Origin of the sequence: Kosakonia sp. YIM B13571 (genome assembly GCF_042788095.1) — a bacterium.
GTDB classification, from domain to species: Bacteria; Pseudomonadota; Gammaproteobacteria; order Enterobacterales; family Enterobacteriaceae; genus Kosakonia; species Kosakonia quasisacchari.
On sequence record NZ_JBHZPL010000001.1, the window covers coordinates 717992 to 731561 of the forward strand.

Sequence of the window (13570 nt, forward strand, 5' to 3'; positions counted from 1 at the left end):
TTTTACTGTGCAAAATAGTGATGCTGAAGGTATTCACGGATGTGCTGTAAGCCTGTGCGCGGCGCTTGTTGATGATTTTTCACCTCATCAAGCGTTTGGTTGAAATCTTCACGGAAAGCGCGGTGAGCATAAAGCTGGCGCATCGCTTCTTCTTCAACCTGTTTTCGTAGCCATGTCACCGTCTGCTGCTGGCGCAATAACTGAAGACGACCACTTTTTACCATCACATCGTAAAAATGAACAATTGCCTGCCAGACATCCTCTATGCCACGCTTTTCCAGTGCACTACAGCTCAACACCGCTGGTCGCCACTGCGGATATTTGTGACGAACGATAGCAAGCGCGCTGTCGTACATTTGCCGGGCGATGGCAACTGCCGCGCGGTTGTCGCCATCATCTTTGTTGATAACAATGATATCGGCCATTTCCATGATGCCTTTTTTGATGCCTTGCAACTCATCGCCACCCCCGCCGATTTGCAGCGAAACGAAGCAATCGACAATGCCTGCGACCTCCGTTTCAGACTGGCCAACACCGACCGTTTCCACGATCACCACATCGTAATTGGCGGCTTCGCACAGCAGTATCAACTCACCGGCGTGCGGGCTGATTCCCCCCGTAGCGCCGCCGGAAGGCACCGGTCGAATAAACGCCGCATCGGTCCTCGCCAGTTCTGTCATGCGGGTTTTATCACCCAGCAAACTGCCGCCGCTGAGAGGGCTGCTGGGATCGACCGCTATAACCGCTACTCGTTTTCCCAGGCTAACGAGTAGCATGCCGAAGGTGTTGAGAAATGTACTTTTCCCGGCACCCGGTGTACCGGTGATGCCAATGCGCATTGCCCTTCCCGTCGCGGGCATAATCGTGTCCAGCAATTGTTGGCTCAACATTTGATGTCGTGAAAGCTGACTTTCCACCAGCGTCATGGCCTGAGCGAGCGCGACACGATCCCCCGCCCGCAAGCGACGGATTGATTCATCAAGGTTTTGTTCATTAATCATGGCGCTGGCTAATCCGCATCAGCACATCGCGCACACTTTCAAGCATCGGTGTACCAGGGCCATAAATCGCTGCCACACCGCGTTCACGCAGGAAGTCATAATCCTGTGGCGGGATCACGCCACCAGCAATCACGCAAATATCCTCACGACCATATTTTCTTAGTTCGTTAATCAATTCAGGAATCAGCGTCTTATGACCCGCCGCCAGCGACGATGCGCCAACTACATGTACATCATTTTCTATCGCCAGGCGGGCAATCTCTTGCGGTGTGGAGAACATAGGGCTGAGATCGACATCAAAACCCACATCGGAATATGCGCTGGCAATGACTTTTGCCCCCCGGTCGTGCCCATCCTGCCCCATTTTCGCAATCAAAATGCGCGGACGACGACCCTGCCCGGCAAGAAAATGTTGAGTTTGCGTAATGATGGCGTCGAATTCAGCCGCTGCTTCGCTGTCCTGCTGATAGCTTTGCGTGATCACCCCCGTAACGCATTGACTGGGAACGAGGTAACGGTCAAACGCTGCCTCCAGCGCACTGGAAATCTCGCCAAGTGTCGCGCGCAATCGTGCGGCATGAATCGCCGCAGCAAGCAGGTTTTCATTGTGCTGAGCGGCATGGGTAAGCGCGGACAGCGCATCGCAAACGGCAGAGGAATCACGCGTGGTGCGGATCTGCTCAAGAGCAGCGATTTGTTCGTTACGCACCTTCACATTGTCGATTTCCAGTACCGGCGTAACCGCTTCTTTATCGAGCTTGTATTTATTTACACCTACAATAGTGCGTTTCCCCTGGTCGATAAGCGATTGCTCCCGGGCGGATGCCTCCTCAATCATGCGTTTTGGCAGCCCAGATTCGATAGCCTTCGCCATCCCTCCGACATCATCGATCTGGCGGATAATTGCCCGCGCCTCTTTTATGATTTGATCCGTCAGAGATTCGACATAATAGGAACCTCCGAGCGGATCGACGGTACGGCAAATCTCTGCCTCTTCCTGCAAGATAATTTGCGTGTTACGCGCAATACGCGCCGAAAAATCCGTCGGTAGCCCCAGCGCTTCATCAAACGCATTGGTATGTAGAGACTGGGTACCGCCAAGCGTGGCTGCCAGCGCTTCAATAGTGGTGCGAACAATATTGTTGTAGGGATCCTGTTCCGTCAGACTCCAGCCTGATGTCTGGCAATGCGTGCGGAGCGCCAGCGATTTCGGATTGGTTGCGCCAAACCCACTAACGGCTTCGCTCCATAAATAGCGAGCCGCGCGCAGCATGGCGACATTCATAAATAGATCCATGCCAATACCGAAGAAGAAAGAGAGGCGCGGCGCGAAGTCATCAATTTTCAAGCCAGCGGAAAGCGCTGCTTTAATATATTCAATGCCGTCCGCGAGGGTAAACGCGACTTGTTGAATACAGTTAGCGCCCGCTTCTCCCATATGGTAACCACTGATGCTAATAGTATTAAATTGCGGCATATTGGCAGAGCACCAGGCAATAATATCGGCAATAATCCGCATCGATGGTTTTGGCGGGTAAATATAAGTATTGCGGCAGAGATACTCTTTTAAAATATCATTCTGAATAGTACCTGCTAATTTCTCAGGAGAAACGCCCTGCTCTTCCGCTGCAACAATATAAAATGCCATGATAGGTAAAACAGCACCATTCATCGTCATCGATACCGACATTTTATCCAGAGGAATATTGTCGAAGAGTATTTTCATATCTTCCACGGTATCGATAGCGACCCCCGCTTTCCCTACATCGCCCGCTACGCGCGGGTTATCCGAGTCATATCCCCGATGGGTTGGCAGGTCAAACGCAACGGAAAGCCCTTTCTGTCCGGCGGCGAGATTACGCCGGTAAAACGCATTCGACTCCCTGGCAGTTGAAAACCCGGCGTACTGGCGTATCGTCCACGGTTGGGCGGTATACATTGTGGCGCGCGGTCCGCGAGTATAAGGCGGAAGACCCGGTAGCGTACCAGTGATTTCCAGCGCGTTCAGATCGTCAGGAGTATATAAAGGCTTAATCGCAATGCCCTCTGGCGTCAGTTTGACCAGTGATTCAACGGTTTTCCCCTTACGGCTGAGTTCTTTATTAGCGATTTTTTGCCAGTCAGTCATTGTAGCCATAGACATCTCCGTTATTCAAAATCAATAACTCACTGGGCAGAAATAGTAATTTCCGCTATCAACATTGTCGCCAGCAAAAAAAGACCTGCGGCAATTCATTTTTTGCCGCAGGTTATATTCTGATTATTTCTTTTAACGTACCAATTAATAGAACGGGCACATCGATTATTTAATATTTATGGGAAAAGAACCGCTCAATCGTTTCCTGTATATGCTCATCAGGATTTTCTGCAATGTCCCCTTCTCCAGTGACGTGTCGTATATAGTGATTTTGCCCGGAAAGTTGTGGGAAAGAGGGTGCCGCCGAACTGGCAGTAGAGGCGAACGTTAAAAACAGAAAAAACCAGGCTACGCTTAACTTTTTTCCCATCATGCCTATACCTTCCAAAAGAGAGTTAACAGGCAACATACTGAGAGAAAAAGCGTCAGTAAGTGTCAGGGATATTCAAACCTGTCCCGGCAGTTGTAATCAGTCATGGGAAATGAGAGATAGAGGAAACAAAAAAACCGCCCTCAGGCGGTGTGATTACAGGTCAGATTCTAACGCATCCTGAATCGCATCGGCGAGGGTGGCAACTTCTTGCGAGACGTTACGCAAGTCCATCTGGCTACGAATGCCTGAATTGGCCGTGGTTGCAGAAACTGCCGCCTTTGAAATTTCCAGCGCTGCCTGTACAGCTAATAAGCGCTTTCTGTTTTCTACCGCCGCATCCCCTGTTGCCCCATCAAGATCAAAATACCCTTCTAACATTACCTTCTCCTTCGCGTTTACCAGCAAAGGCCAAGCATACACAGTTGAGCGAGAGGATGAAAACGTAAACGCGTTGCGAGCAGACTCGGAAAACGAAGTTATGGCGAGCAATGAAATAGACTGCGGGGTGCAAAGCGCCAACGATAAAAGGAATTATCAGGCGGGAGATACGATGTTCGGTGAGCTTAGTAAAAAAATACCTGCCGAGTGGCAGCATTGAAGATATGAAAACGTGAAGATAAAAAATGCGATTGCAACGCCGGTGTTTTTGTCCGGTTATTCATTTGCTCTTCATACCGTTTGAAAAGAAATGTTTATCATGCTGAGCGTTAGCTAAATCCGGGCAAAAAAAACCGCTCGGACAGAGCGGTAGAAAAACATCACCAGGGAAAATAGGGTTAACGATGATAGCGCGTTAACTATAGTTACTTTCCGTAGCTCTGCCAGTTCAAAAAGCATTAATTAAACCAATTACATAGAGAGTCAATGCCTATCAGAAATCGATTACAAATGAGAATAATCTCATTGTCAGCAAAGTAATAATTAGCAAACTAATAAACGTAACGAATATGCATTTGCATCCCTCAGGAGCAGCCCGGATTTCCTATTCCTGAGGGTCTTTTCTTATCGACGTTAATTCCCCCTTTCCCCTGAGATGAAATAGCAGATAATTACATCCTCCCGAACCACTCATGCTGCGGCCCACGTAAAAAACTGAGCGGCGAGCGTACGTTTGCATTAACGGCTTTTTCCCCTTTCATCTTATTTTCTACACACCAACGGCCATTTTAGATGCTCTCAACCACGCAGTTCGCCGGTCGGTTCGATGCAGGCAAAATTTTTTTTATGTGCGGCCTTGAAAAATACGGTGAAGGAATTATTTATATAGGCGGACAAGCAAAGCTTGCCTTTAAGTTGAGCTTTTGAATTGATTATTCAGGAGGTTAAGTTATGGCACTCAAAACCTTGTCAGCACTTCCCGGTTTCACTGACTCTGTTTTTGCTGACCGTTTTAATCGTATTGACCGGCTGTTCAGCCAGTTAACTGGCGACTCGCCGGTTGCATCATTACCTGCTTATGACCTGAAAAAAGTCGATACAAGCAATTATCTGTTACACGTAAGTGTCCCCGGCTGGAAAGAAGACGAGCTCGAAATCGAGACCGTTGGCGGGGTGCTAAATGTATCAGGTAAACGCGCGGAAAATGAATCTCATGACGAGCAGGGCTGGATATACAAAGGTATTCGCCGTGCGGATTTCCGTCTGAGCTTCTCGCTTCCGGAACATACGAAAGTGAGCAATGCAAAACTTGAAAATGGGATATTGCAAGTGTCCATTTATCAGGAAATTCCCGAGAGCGAAAAACCGCGTAAGATTGCCATTGAAAATACACAAAAAGCCATTGAACATCAGGCTTAATCGCTTTTCTTTTTTTCCCCTGGGGCCCGCACATGCGGGCCTTTTTCTTACCGTGCTCCGGGTACGTCTCTTTGTCAGTGCGTATAAACACAAAGAGATGTTTTCCCCGACGCCAGACATATGTAGCCAAGCGGACATCGAGTTTGTCATTCTTTACTGTGACGATTCCATCATCGAACGACATAATGAAAAACCACACGTTTCTGACGCAGTCGAAAAGGATTACGGGCAATATGCGTAGGGATAGTGTATGGTGGCAGGCCATTTATCAGGATAATACTCTATGCCACAACGCAAAGACTCAAAAAACAATCGCAACTACCTCACCAAATGCACCTGCCCTCACTGCTCACAGCAGTCAGAACACAGCTTCATCAGAGTCCAGAAAGGCGCAACATTAATGTGCCCACACTGCAGTAAAATCTTCAATCAGGACAAAGCCGCTTTCGCTTAAAACCGGGCTATGTCGAGAAACCGGTCGAAATATCAGGGCCGGTTATCGAATTGGGCGAGGTCTGACAATGAAAAGCCACGGTCATTCGTACTCGCTTTCGACCTGAATCACGCCAGCATAATTGTTCAGAAATAACCGCAACTCGGCATGCAAAAAGAGATTGCATGGGTCAATCCGCAGAACGCCAAACGATCCGAGCACTGCATGAATTGCCCAGTCATTGCTCTCATCAACGGTGTGGATCACACCCAAAAGCTCATCAGTCAGCACCATTTTCATACTTCAAGGTGTGTCGCATGAGCTCTCAATGTTGCTGCCCGCAGTGGTGATGAGCCACATCCGTAGTTGGCACGCGGCGGCGGTTCCCGTTGGCACCCTGTATCCTATTATGAATAACTCTATGAGTATCAATGCATTAGACAAAATTTCTGGCCTGCTTCAGGCCGGAAGAATATATAGCGACAACAAAAACTATTTCACCCTTCATTATAGAAATCTCGACCATAATATATTCAGGGGTGATGCGGAAAATAACAGGGGCACTTATGAAAAACTTGATACTCGGTGTAATTGCAAAAATCTCGAAAATGGATGCGGAAGCCAAGCTACTTGCAGCCAAAGTGGAAGCTCAATCTTTACTAATCGGGGCATTACTGCTGACACTTGGCAAAAACGGTGGCGTGAATGAAATGCTCGATAATGTAAAAAAAGCGATTAACGCAGCGCTTGATGCGGCTGATATTCCGCTGAAATCAGACGCAGAATTACTTATGAATGAATTTAACAATCTTATTCAATTAACTCAGCTGCTTGAAACAAACGATGCTGAAATTGATATAGAAGCGTTAAAGGGCGCGTCAGATAAAATTTAACGCAATGATTTTATTAATTATAAGGCTGGGAAGATAAGCATCCGGCCTTCCATTTTTGCTCCACAGTCCCCCTTTCTTTACCCATACTGTTTGTCGTAAACACCAAATGCTCTATGGGGGCCAGTCACAATCCGATCACCGAAGCTTTCGCCACAATGCATCAAACCGGCCTATCCCCAACGGCGGTCAGTGTTTTCTTTGTCTGTCAGAATCGATGCCACTCACGCAGTTGTTTCGAGCCGCCCTCGTGAGAGTGAAACACTCCCGCTGCGCTGGAGGCATCTTACATGTTGATGATGCGATCTTAACGCCACACATCACTCCGACCCGGTCCCGATGTTATCCCGATCCGGTTTGGTTGTGGCTCCACTGGTTTTATTTGCCTAACTGAACGATATTAAATATTCGTATCGGTAATCGCGACAAAACATTTCTTGTTTGTCAGTGAGCGCCACAGTATTTCTTAAGGAGAGGTTATGAAGCCAGTAGAAGACGCGATTAATGACCTGCAGTGTCGTGCTTTAGCGTATGAAATCATTTTTCAGTCCATTTGCTCAGAATTGCCGCAAGTGTTCATAGAGAAAGCCGTAGAGAACATTGAGCGTAACTTCAAAGCATTTGAATCTGGCACGCATTCTGAAGCAGGGAAAGCAAAGCTTGAAGCGGCGAAAGCCATTGCCTCGAGAATTATAGGAGTAAAGATTTAACCTCCCTCCCAAGCGTGATCCTGAGGTGGAGGGGAAATATCAATCATTTCTTCTCCGCTTTTTCCTTTGCAGTGTTGTGGTGCTTGCTATGGACATAAAGGGGTGTTCGCCCCCTCTAAGGCAGGAAAAGTCATGATGATTCAGTCACCCTACAGTCAGGAAAATGAGCGTCAGTGATGGCCGCGCACGGAAGTCTGAATGCCAGCGAGCGGACATTGATAATTTCCCATTCCATGAACCTAAAAAACATGAGCTAGCGGGTTAATACAGCCCGACGTTCAGCTATCTGCTCTTCAGGAAATGGGGGGGCTGGAAAGTATCGAAATGGTGCGTTGATATGCTTGTAAGTATCCCGGTAAACCGGACCATTCACTTTCAGAGATCTTCCGGCATACTGACTATGTTCCTGGAGGAGATCGCCATGCGCAAAGCCCGATTCACCGAACACCAGATCATCGCCGTTCTGAAGTCCGTCGAAGCCGGACGCACCGTTAAGGATGTCTGCCGCGAGGCCGGGATCTCTGAGGCCTCGTACTATAACTGGAAAGCGAAGTTTGGCGGTATGGAAGCCTCTGATATCAAAAAGATGAAAGACCTGGAGGATGAAAACCGCCGGCTGAAACAGATGTTTGCGGACCTGAGTCTCGAGTGTCGCGCACTGAAAGACGTTATTGAAAAAAAGCTTTAAAACCAGCGATAAAACGTGAGCTGGTCAGCTATCTGACCGCGCAGTTTGCCATGAGCTTACGCCAGGCCTGCAGGACATTGTCGCTGAGCAGGACGGTATTTCTTTACCAGCCGGATACGCAACGTGATGAACCGGTGATTATGGCGCTGACCGTGGCGGCTGAACGCTATCCGCGATACGGATTTAAAAAGCTTTTTCAGGTACTTCGCAGGCAGTGCAATAGCTGGAACCATAAAAGAGTTCACCGTATTTACTGCCTGCTGAAACTCAATTTTCGCCGTAAAGGAAAACAGCACCTGCCGGTGCGTAATCCGGCTCCGCTGGCGACGCCAGAGGCGATGAACCAGAGCTGGTCCATCGATTTTATGCACAATGCGCTGGTGTGCGGCAGACGCTTCCGGACCTTCAACGTAGTTGATGATTTTAACCGGGAAGCGCTGGCGATCGAAATTGACCTGAATATCCCGGCGCTGCGGGTTGTGAGAGTGCTGGACAGGATCGTGGCAAACCGCGGATATCCGCTGAAGATGCGGATGGATAACGGTCCGGAGCTGATCTCGCTGACGCTGGCACAGTGGGCAGAAGAGCATGGTGTGATGCTGGAATTTATCAGGCCCGGCAAGCCAACGCAGAATGCCTTTATCGAACGGTTCAACCGGACATACCGGACAGAAATTCTGGATTTTTATCTGTTCAGGACGCTGAATGAAGCACGGGAAATTACAGAGCGCTGGCTGGCTGAATATAACGGCGAGCGCCCCCACGCCGGAAGAGTACCGGCTGATGGCTGAAAACCCGGACATCTCAAAAATTGCGTGGAACTAAAACAGGTGCGCTTACAGTGGCATTGAATATCCTTTTAGATGTGAGCCTGTCGCATGGGGCTGCCGCCCGAGAAAACAGCTTTCCCCAAGCTCATGACTGAAAGACTCTCGATTGTTTAGCGCATGCGAAGCGCAATAAAAAAGCCACTGCGTAGGTGGCTAAAAAATGTCTGGACGTTCTGCTGGTTTAGATATTCGACAAATAAGCGTCCACTTTATCTTGGGCTTTTTGCTGCATGTATATGCCAGCATTAAGAGCCCCTTCATGCAGCGTGAACTCTTCTATGATTGAGGGAATGATGTTCGCTGAAAATTCATCTTCATAGTTTTTTTTCTTAAAACTGACTGTAACGATCCAAGTAGTTGCGGATTTTTGTTTTATATCAGTGATTATGATGAAATTTTTATATTCTTGTTCCATAAGATCTACACATTGATTTTCTTCTTTCTGTGACATTAAAACCCCGGAAAATACTGGGACTGTAGTTATTGGCGTTTACAATTCCTTACCCCAATTTTCCACGGTGATCTTGAAGGATTTGGTCAACATATTGTTCAAAATTTGGTTTGCCTGCCATATGGACTTTAGTTTGAGGAGAATGCAATCCATAATCCTGATTATATTGATTTTGTGTAACATCGAATTCGTCAATTTCGACAAGAATTTGTGGATTCCCAGCGCCTTTATTCTGAACATCTGTTACTTTAACGACACAATCACCATTCCTTTTGGTAATCACGTCATACCGCACTAATCTTGTGCTTTGGGTGCAATCCAAGAACAAGCGTCTCACTTGGTCATATATCATGAAAAAATCCTCTAAGTTATCGGGCATTACTTATGCCCAATCCAAGAATGCCAATTTTGCGGAATAAATTCCTCAAATATCATCAAAGGTAAATGATTAATTTTCTGATTTTTTCATTTAAATAATTGAGGTGAATTTATTGCGTTCTTACATACAATATAATTATTAATATACGATTTGCATTATCACAGGCACTCAGTGAATTCCTGCTGTAATGCCGTCAGATTTGTACCTTGCTGGCCAGAGCTACTAAATCTGTGAAGTGCTGACACGTATCCAGTCGGTGACCATGATCATCGATCAAAGTTATAAGTTTTGAATAGTTCTACGATTTCCTCGGGACTTCTCCCATTCAAACGAGGAAACTGCTTTGATTCGTCAACCTGTTTCATCTTCAAATCTCCAATCAGTTGGTTATGACCAAGCCACTTCAACTCTGGAAATTGCATTCCACAGCAGTGGCATTTATCAATACTCTCGGGTTCCACCTACCGTATACACGGCACTGATGAATGCGCCGTCAAAAGGCCAGTATTTTGATGACCACATCAAAAAAGCTGGCTACCCTTACCGCAAAGTTGGGTCAGTAATCTAAGCGAGGCTAGCCCTCGCTTTTTTATCTGAGGTACTGCGTGTTTATGTACTCTTGCAACCCTGCAATCATTTTCCCGCTGATTTCGATTCGCTCTTTGAGACGCCAATAATCCCGCTCAGCGGCGTCAGTAAGTCGGGGGCTGGCTGCATCATCCAGGCCGGGGGCGCTGGTGGCGTTGCCCTTACTGCAGGTGGCGTTGAGTTGCAGCCTACGCTTGCCAGCAGCAACATCACGTTCAAGCTGATCAATAGTGGCCTGTGCATGTGCCAGTTCTCCGGTGTACTTGGCATCCAGTTCAGCAACGTCGCGCTGGCGGGTTTGCATATCGGTGATGGTATCTTTTGCCAGTTTCAAATCGCTGGTGGCTTTATCGCGCTGCTCTTTATAGGTGATAGCGTTGCCGCGGTAGTGATTTACCAGCAGTCCAAGCACCGCTATGAGTGCGATAACTGACAACTGAAACCAGTAGCGCTTTAACAATGCCTCAATCACGACAGGAACAGAGCATGCTCTGCCTCACGGCGTCGGGTAAGACAAGCCAGCATCTGCCCGCCAGCTTTGTTCCAGCGCAGGAACTCATCGGCAGCGCCGCGGTAATCGCCTGCATTTAGCTTTTTCAGCAGCGATGATGTGGAAAGCGCACGGGCGCCGAGGTTGTAGGCGAAAGAAACCAGCGCATCAAACTGGCCCTGCGTCAGTTTCGCTTTCACCAGTTTCGAAACATCGCTCTCAAAGCTCACCAGCCCTGTACGCAACAGGCGTTCTGCCGTTTCTTCTTTGATGGTCATTCCGGCGCGGATAGCTTTCCCTTCCACCGGCTGCGTCCAGCCATAGCCGATCGTCCATACGTCCACGCTGTCCTGATATGCCGTCAGCCGCAGACCTTCAAACTGTTTGATGAGCGCGATGCCCTTATCGCTAATCTGCATTATTCAGGCCTCAGTACGTGAAAAATCCGGGCTACGTTACCGCGCGCCGCGAATACAGCAGCGCAGATGATGAGATTCATCAGCACGGTTGCCCAGTGGGCATGGAAATAGAAGTTGAACATGAAACGGAATGGCACCGAGGCATAAGCCAGGATGATCAGATAAGCCAGCCATGACGCCCACCAGTTGTGTCGCCCGCCCGGCTTACGAAACATCATCAGGCGCAGAACGATAGCGGTACTGGTCACAACGTTGGTCAGCACCAGCGGATCACTTGTTACCATTTGTCCCTCCTCGCCACCTTTGCAGCAGCGACATGGGATCCTGCTCGCTGAAGAAGGTGAGCGTCTTAATCGCCAGCGCGGAAAGCAAAACCGCGCCGAGCGCATCAAGCGGTTTATCACTGTAATGGGTGATGCTCGCCAGCATTGAACCCACCAGCCCGGAGCCGTACACGCCAGCGAAGTAAGAAACGATGAAGTAGGCCGAACGGCGGAGAATCGTCAGATCGGCAGCCGTGGCGACATAGAACACGGCACCAGCGAACGCACCGAACACGACACCGTAATCTGTGCCGGTTAACAAGCCATACAAACTGACACCGGTTAAAGCGCTTGCCGCCGCAGCGGAACCGGAAACAGGTTCGGATGATCTGCTCCCCATTGAGGACTGGTCTGATTATGTCATCGGGTTCGATGCCGACTGGCAGGTTATCGAAGCCAAGCGCACGGCGGCGGCTGTTCGCAAAATTACAATCGATGCGATCCGCAGCGCTGAATATGAAGATCAGGACTTCAGCGGCAAACGTTCTGTGATGGAAAGTGTTGAAGCCAAAAGCAAAGACATTATGCCGGCGGCGTTCGAATTTAAATGCATTCCTTATGAAGGGCTTGGCGAATACCGCATCAAGCTTCGCATGAGCATTCTGGCCAGCGACAATCCGGTGCTGGTTCTGCGTATCATGCAACTGGAAAGCTACGAAGAAGAGATGGCCGCCGAGTTTCGTGATCTGCTGGTCGAAAAATTCAAAGGCAGCAGCGTGGAAACTTTTATCGGTACCTTCAGCGCTTAATTTCTCTGCTACAAATGCCCCCGGTGCGGGGCATTTCTGGAAGCGAAATCAATTTAATTATCGCCACCGGGCGAGGGATTCGTGCATCCAAAAATTGCGCGTTGCAGCGTGCAAAGGAGATACAACGCAATGAAAGAAACCTTTATTCGCACCTACACGGGCAAAAAGTTTGACTACCTGACGGCCACCGCCGACGACATTGATATTGAAGATATCGCCAATGCACTGTCGAAGGTCTGCCGCTTTAACGGTCACCTGCCGGAATTCTACAGTGTGGCGCAGCACTCGGTGCTGTGTAGCCGTATCGTGCCGGTTGAGCACGCGTTCGAAGCACTGATGCACGATGCCGCCGAAGCATACGTGCAGGACATTCCCGCCCCACTGAAAGCACTGCAGCCTGACTACCGCCGCATCGAGGATTTGGTTGATGAAATGATCCGCCAAAAGTTCGGGCTGCCCCGCGAGCATACGCCTGTCGTCAAATATGCAGACCTCACCATGCTGGCGACCGAACGCCGCGATCTGGATATCGAGAACGGTACCACCTGGGCAATTCTGGAAAACATCCCGGCAACCGACCTGATCCAGATTAACCCACTCCGGCCAGGGCAAGCCTATGCCCTCTTCATGAATCGCTTTAACGAATTGCAGGAGGTACGCCAATGCGCCTGAATGCCAAAGAACTGATTGCTGATGCCCGTGTTACGGTTCCTACTCTGCCACCAGTAGCAGCGAATCTAATGACTGAAATGGCTGACCGCCTGGATGTTCAGTTTGCGGCGTTGTGCGAATCACGTGATCAGGTTAAGCGGATCGCTGAACTGGAAGCGCGGACGGTGAGCGTTAAGTTGCCAGACGAAGATGTTAGTTCGAAAAGGAATCAACCGGGCTTTGTTGTTGCGGTTCATATCGACGCTGGTGATTTTGTGAAAGTCAAAGGTCAGGTGTTTGAGGTCAAGGAAACCGACTTTGATGACCATGATGTTACGTTATGGTTCGTGGGTGGGAATGCTTTGCAATGTGCGGCAGGTTGTCCGGTAGAAGTAGTTTTTGCGCCAAGCGCCGCCGTTGGCATCAAACTGGATGTGGAGGAACAATCATGATTGCCGATAACTACAAGATGCACCTCCATTGTGATTGTGAAAAATGCCGGGCGCTTAAATGGGGTTCTCCAGACTTTGGTGAATTCATTGGTAAATCATGGGCACAGTGCGCGAAATATGCCCGCGCCTGTGGCTGGCGCATCAGCAAAGACCGTCAACGTGCTTTCGCGCCTGGTCATAAAATTAGCCGGGAGGCCGTATGACAGCAC

The 13570-nt window shown here is 48.9% G+C and carries 19 protein-coding genes and 2 pseudogenes; 10 read left to right on the forward strand and 11 right to left on the reverse strand.

Features of this window, described 5'->3' with window-relative positions; translation table 11 throughout:
• Positions 1–2: 2 nt before the first annotated feature.
• From meaB to ACFX4O_RS03455, 4 genes are all read right to left on the reverse strand, one after another.
• On the reverse strand, positions 3–1001 hold the full coding sequence (gene meaB / locus ACFX4O_RS03440; RefSeq protein ID WP_380207287.1) for a methylmalonyl Co-A mutase-associated GTPase MeaB: 999 nt from the start codon (positions 999–1001) through the stop codon (positions 3–5).
• On the reverse strand, positions 994–3138 hold the full coding sequence (gene scpA / locus ACFX4O_RS03445) for a methylmalonyl-CoA mutase (RefSeq protein ID WP_380207289.1): 2145 nt from the start codon (positions 3136–3138) through the stop codon (positions 994–996). The genes meaB and scpA overlap by 8 nt, the downstream gene beginning before the upstream one ends.
• A gap of 169 nt (positions 3139–3307) precedes the next feature.
• The gene (locus tag ACFX4O_RS03450; protein WP_131406112.1) at positions 3308–3511 is read right to left on the reverse strand and encodes a hypothetical protein; all 204 of its coding nucleotides are present in this window, start codon (positions 3509–3511) and stop codon (positions 3308–3310) included.
• Between the two features lie 153 nt (positions 3512–3664).
• Positions 3665–3889: a hypothetical protein gene (locus ACFX4O_RS03455; RefSeq protein ID WP_131406111.1), complete on the reverse strand. Its 225-nt coding sequence runs from the start codon at positions 3887–3889 to the stop codon at positions 3665–3667.
• Positions 3890–4840: 951 nt separating this feature from the next.
• On the opposite strand from ACFX4O_RS03455, the gene ACFX4O_RS03460 reads away from it, so the two are divergent.
• Together ACFX4O_RS03460 and ACFX4O_RS03465 are read left to right on the forward strand one after the other, a co-directional pair.
• Positions 4841–5308 (forward strand): Hsp20 family protein, encoded by a 468-nt coding sequence (locus ACFX4O_RS03460; RefSeq protein WP_131406110.1) that lies wholly within the window; start codon positions 4841–4843, stop codon positions 5306–5308.
• Between the two features lie 283 nt (positions 5309–5591).
• Entirely contained in the window at positions 5592–5762 is a 171-nt protein-coding gene (locus ACFX4O_RS03465; protein ID WP_235855184.1) for a YnfU family zinc-binding protein, read from the forward strand.
• A gap of 81 nt (positions 5763–5843) precedes the next feature.
• On the opposite strand, the gene ACFX4O_RS03470 is transcribed toward ACFX4O_RS03465, so the two are convergent.
• Positions 5844–6035, reverse strand: a complete 192-nt coding sequence (locus ACFX4O_RS03470) for a hypothetical protein (RefSeq protein ID WP_380221739.1) — start codon at positions 6033–6035, stop codon at positions 5844–5846.
• 272 nt (positions 6036–6307) lie between these two features.
• Between ACFX4O_RS03470 and iraP the strand changes: the two genes are divergently transcribed.
• From iraP to ACFX4O_RS03485, 3 genes and pseudogenes are all read left to right on the forward strand, one after another.
• A complete protein-coding gene (iraP, locus tag ACFX4O_RS03475; protein ID WP_131406109.1) occupies positions 6308–6634 on the forward strand; it encodes an anti-adapter protein IraP in 327 nt (108 codons plus the stop codon).
• 476 nt (positions 6635–7110) lie between these two features.
• Complete coding sequence (locus ACFX4O_RS03480; RefSeq protein ID WP_380207295.1) at positions 7111–7341, forward strand: hypothetical protein; 231 nt, start codon at positions 7111–7113, stop codon at positions 7339–7341.
• Between the two features lie 421 nt (positions 7342–7762).
• Positions 7763–8851 (forward strand): annotated as a pseudogene (locus ACFX4O_RS03485) (IS3 family transposase); the annotation flags it as partial.
• Positions 8852–9040: 189 nt separating this feature from the next.
• On the opposite strand, the gene ACFX4O_RS03490 reads toward ACFX4O_RS03485, so the two are convergent.
• Positions 9041–9310 (reverse strand): hypothetical protein, encoded by a 270-nt coding sequence (locus ACFX4O_RS03490; RefSeq protein WP_380207297.1) that lies wholly within the window; start codon positions 9308–9310, stop codon positions 9041–9043.
• 49 nt (positions 9311–9359) lie between these two features.
• A complete protein-coding gene (locus ACFX4O_RS03495) occupies positions 9360–9662 on the reverse strand; it encodes a hypothetical protein (protein WP_380207299.1) in 303 nt (100 codons plus the stop codon).
• Positions 9663–10032: 370 nt separating this feature from the next.
• Between ACFX4O_RS03495 and ACFX4O_RS03500 the strand changes: the two genes are divergently transcribed.
• A complete protein-coding gene (locus tag ACFX4O_RS03500; protein WP_380207301.1) occupies positions 10033–10257 on the forward strand; it encodes a KTSC domain-containing protein in 225 nt (74 codons plus the stop codon).
• A gap of 21 nt (positions 10258–10278) precedes the next feature.
• Here ACFX4O_RS03500 and ACFX4O_RS03505 read toward each other — a convergent pair whose 3' ends face one another.
• The 4 genes from ACFX4O_RS03505 to ACFX4O_RS03520 are packed head-to-tail and all read right to left on the reverse strand — an operon-like array spanning position 10279 to position 11849.
• Positions 10279–10749 (reverse strand): lysis protein, encoded by a 471-nt coding sequence (locus tag ACFX4O_RS03505; protein WP_380207303.1) that lies wholly within the window; start codon positions 10747–10749, stop codon positions 10279–10281.
• Entirely contained in the window at positions 10746–11189 is a 444-nt protein-coding gene (locus ACFX4O_RS03510) for a lysozyme (protein WP_380207630.1), read from the reverse strand. Before ACFX4O_RS03510 ends, ACFX4O_RS03505 begins: the two co-directional genes overlap by 4 nt.
• Entirely contained in the window at positions 11186–11470 is a 285-nt protein-coding gene (locus tag ACFX4O_RS03515) for a phage holin family protein (protein ID WP_380207305.1), read from the reverse strand. The genes ACFX4O_RS03510 and ACFX4O_RS03515 overlap by 4 nt, the downstream gene beginning before the upstream one ends.
• Positions 11457–11849 carry a phage holin family protein gene (locus tag ACFX4O_RS03520; RefSeq protein ID WP_380207307.1) on the reverse strand — a complete coding sequence of 131 codons (393 nt, stop codon included), beginning with the start codon at positions 11847–11849 and terminating at the stop codon, positions 11457–11459. Before ACFX4O_RS03520 ends, ACFX4O_RS03515 begins: the two co-directional genes overlap by 14 nt.
• On the opposite strand from ACFX4O_RS03520, the pseudogene ACFX4O_RS03525 reads away from it, so the two are divergent.
• The 4 genes and pseudogenes from ACFX4O_RS03525 to ACFX4O_RS03540 all read left to right on the forward strand — a co-directional run.
• A pseudogene (locus ACFX4O_RS03525) lies at positions 11779–12258 on the forward strand (DUF2303 family protein); the annotation flags it as partial. The gene ACFX4O_RS03520 and the pseudogene ACFX4O_RS03525 overlap by 71 nt on opposite strands.
• 129 nt (positions 12259–12387) lie before the next feature.
• Positions 12388–12930: an HD family hydrolase gene (locus ACFX4O_RS03530; protein ID WP_380207309.1), complete on the forward strand. Its 543-nt coding sequence runs from the start codon at positions 12388–12390 to the stop codon at positions 12928–12930.
• A complete protein-coding gene (locus ACFX4O_RS03535; protein ID WP_380207311.1) occupies positions 12921–13361 on the forward strand; it encodes a hypothetical protein in 441 nt (146 codons plus the stop codon). Before ACFX4O_RS03530 ends, ACFX4O_RS03535 begins: the two co-directional genes overlap by 10 nt.
• Positions 13355–13564: a hypothetical protein gene (locus ACFX4O_RS03540; protein ID WP_380207631.1), complete on the forward strand. Its 210-nt coding sequence runs from the start codon at positions 13355–13357 to the stop codon at positions 13562–13564. The genes ACFX4O_RS03535 and ACFX4O_RS03540 overlap by 7 nt, the downstream gene beginning before the upstream one ends.
• The last annotated feature ends 6 nt before the right edge of the window (positions 13565–13570 follow it).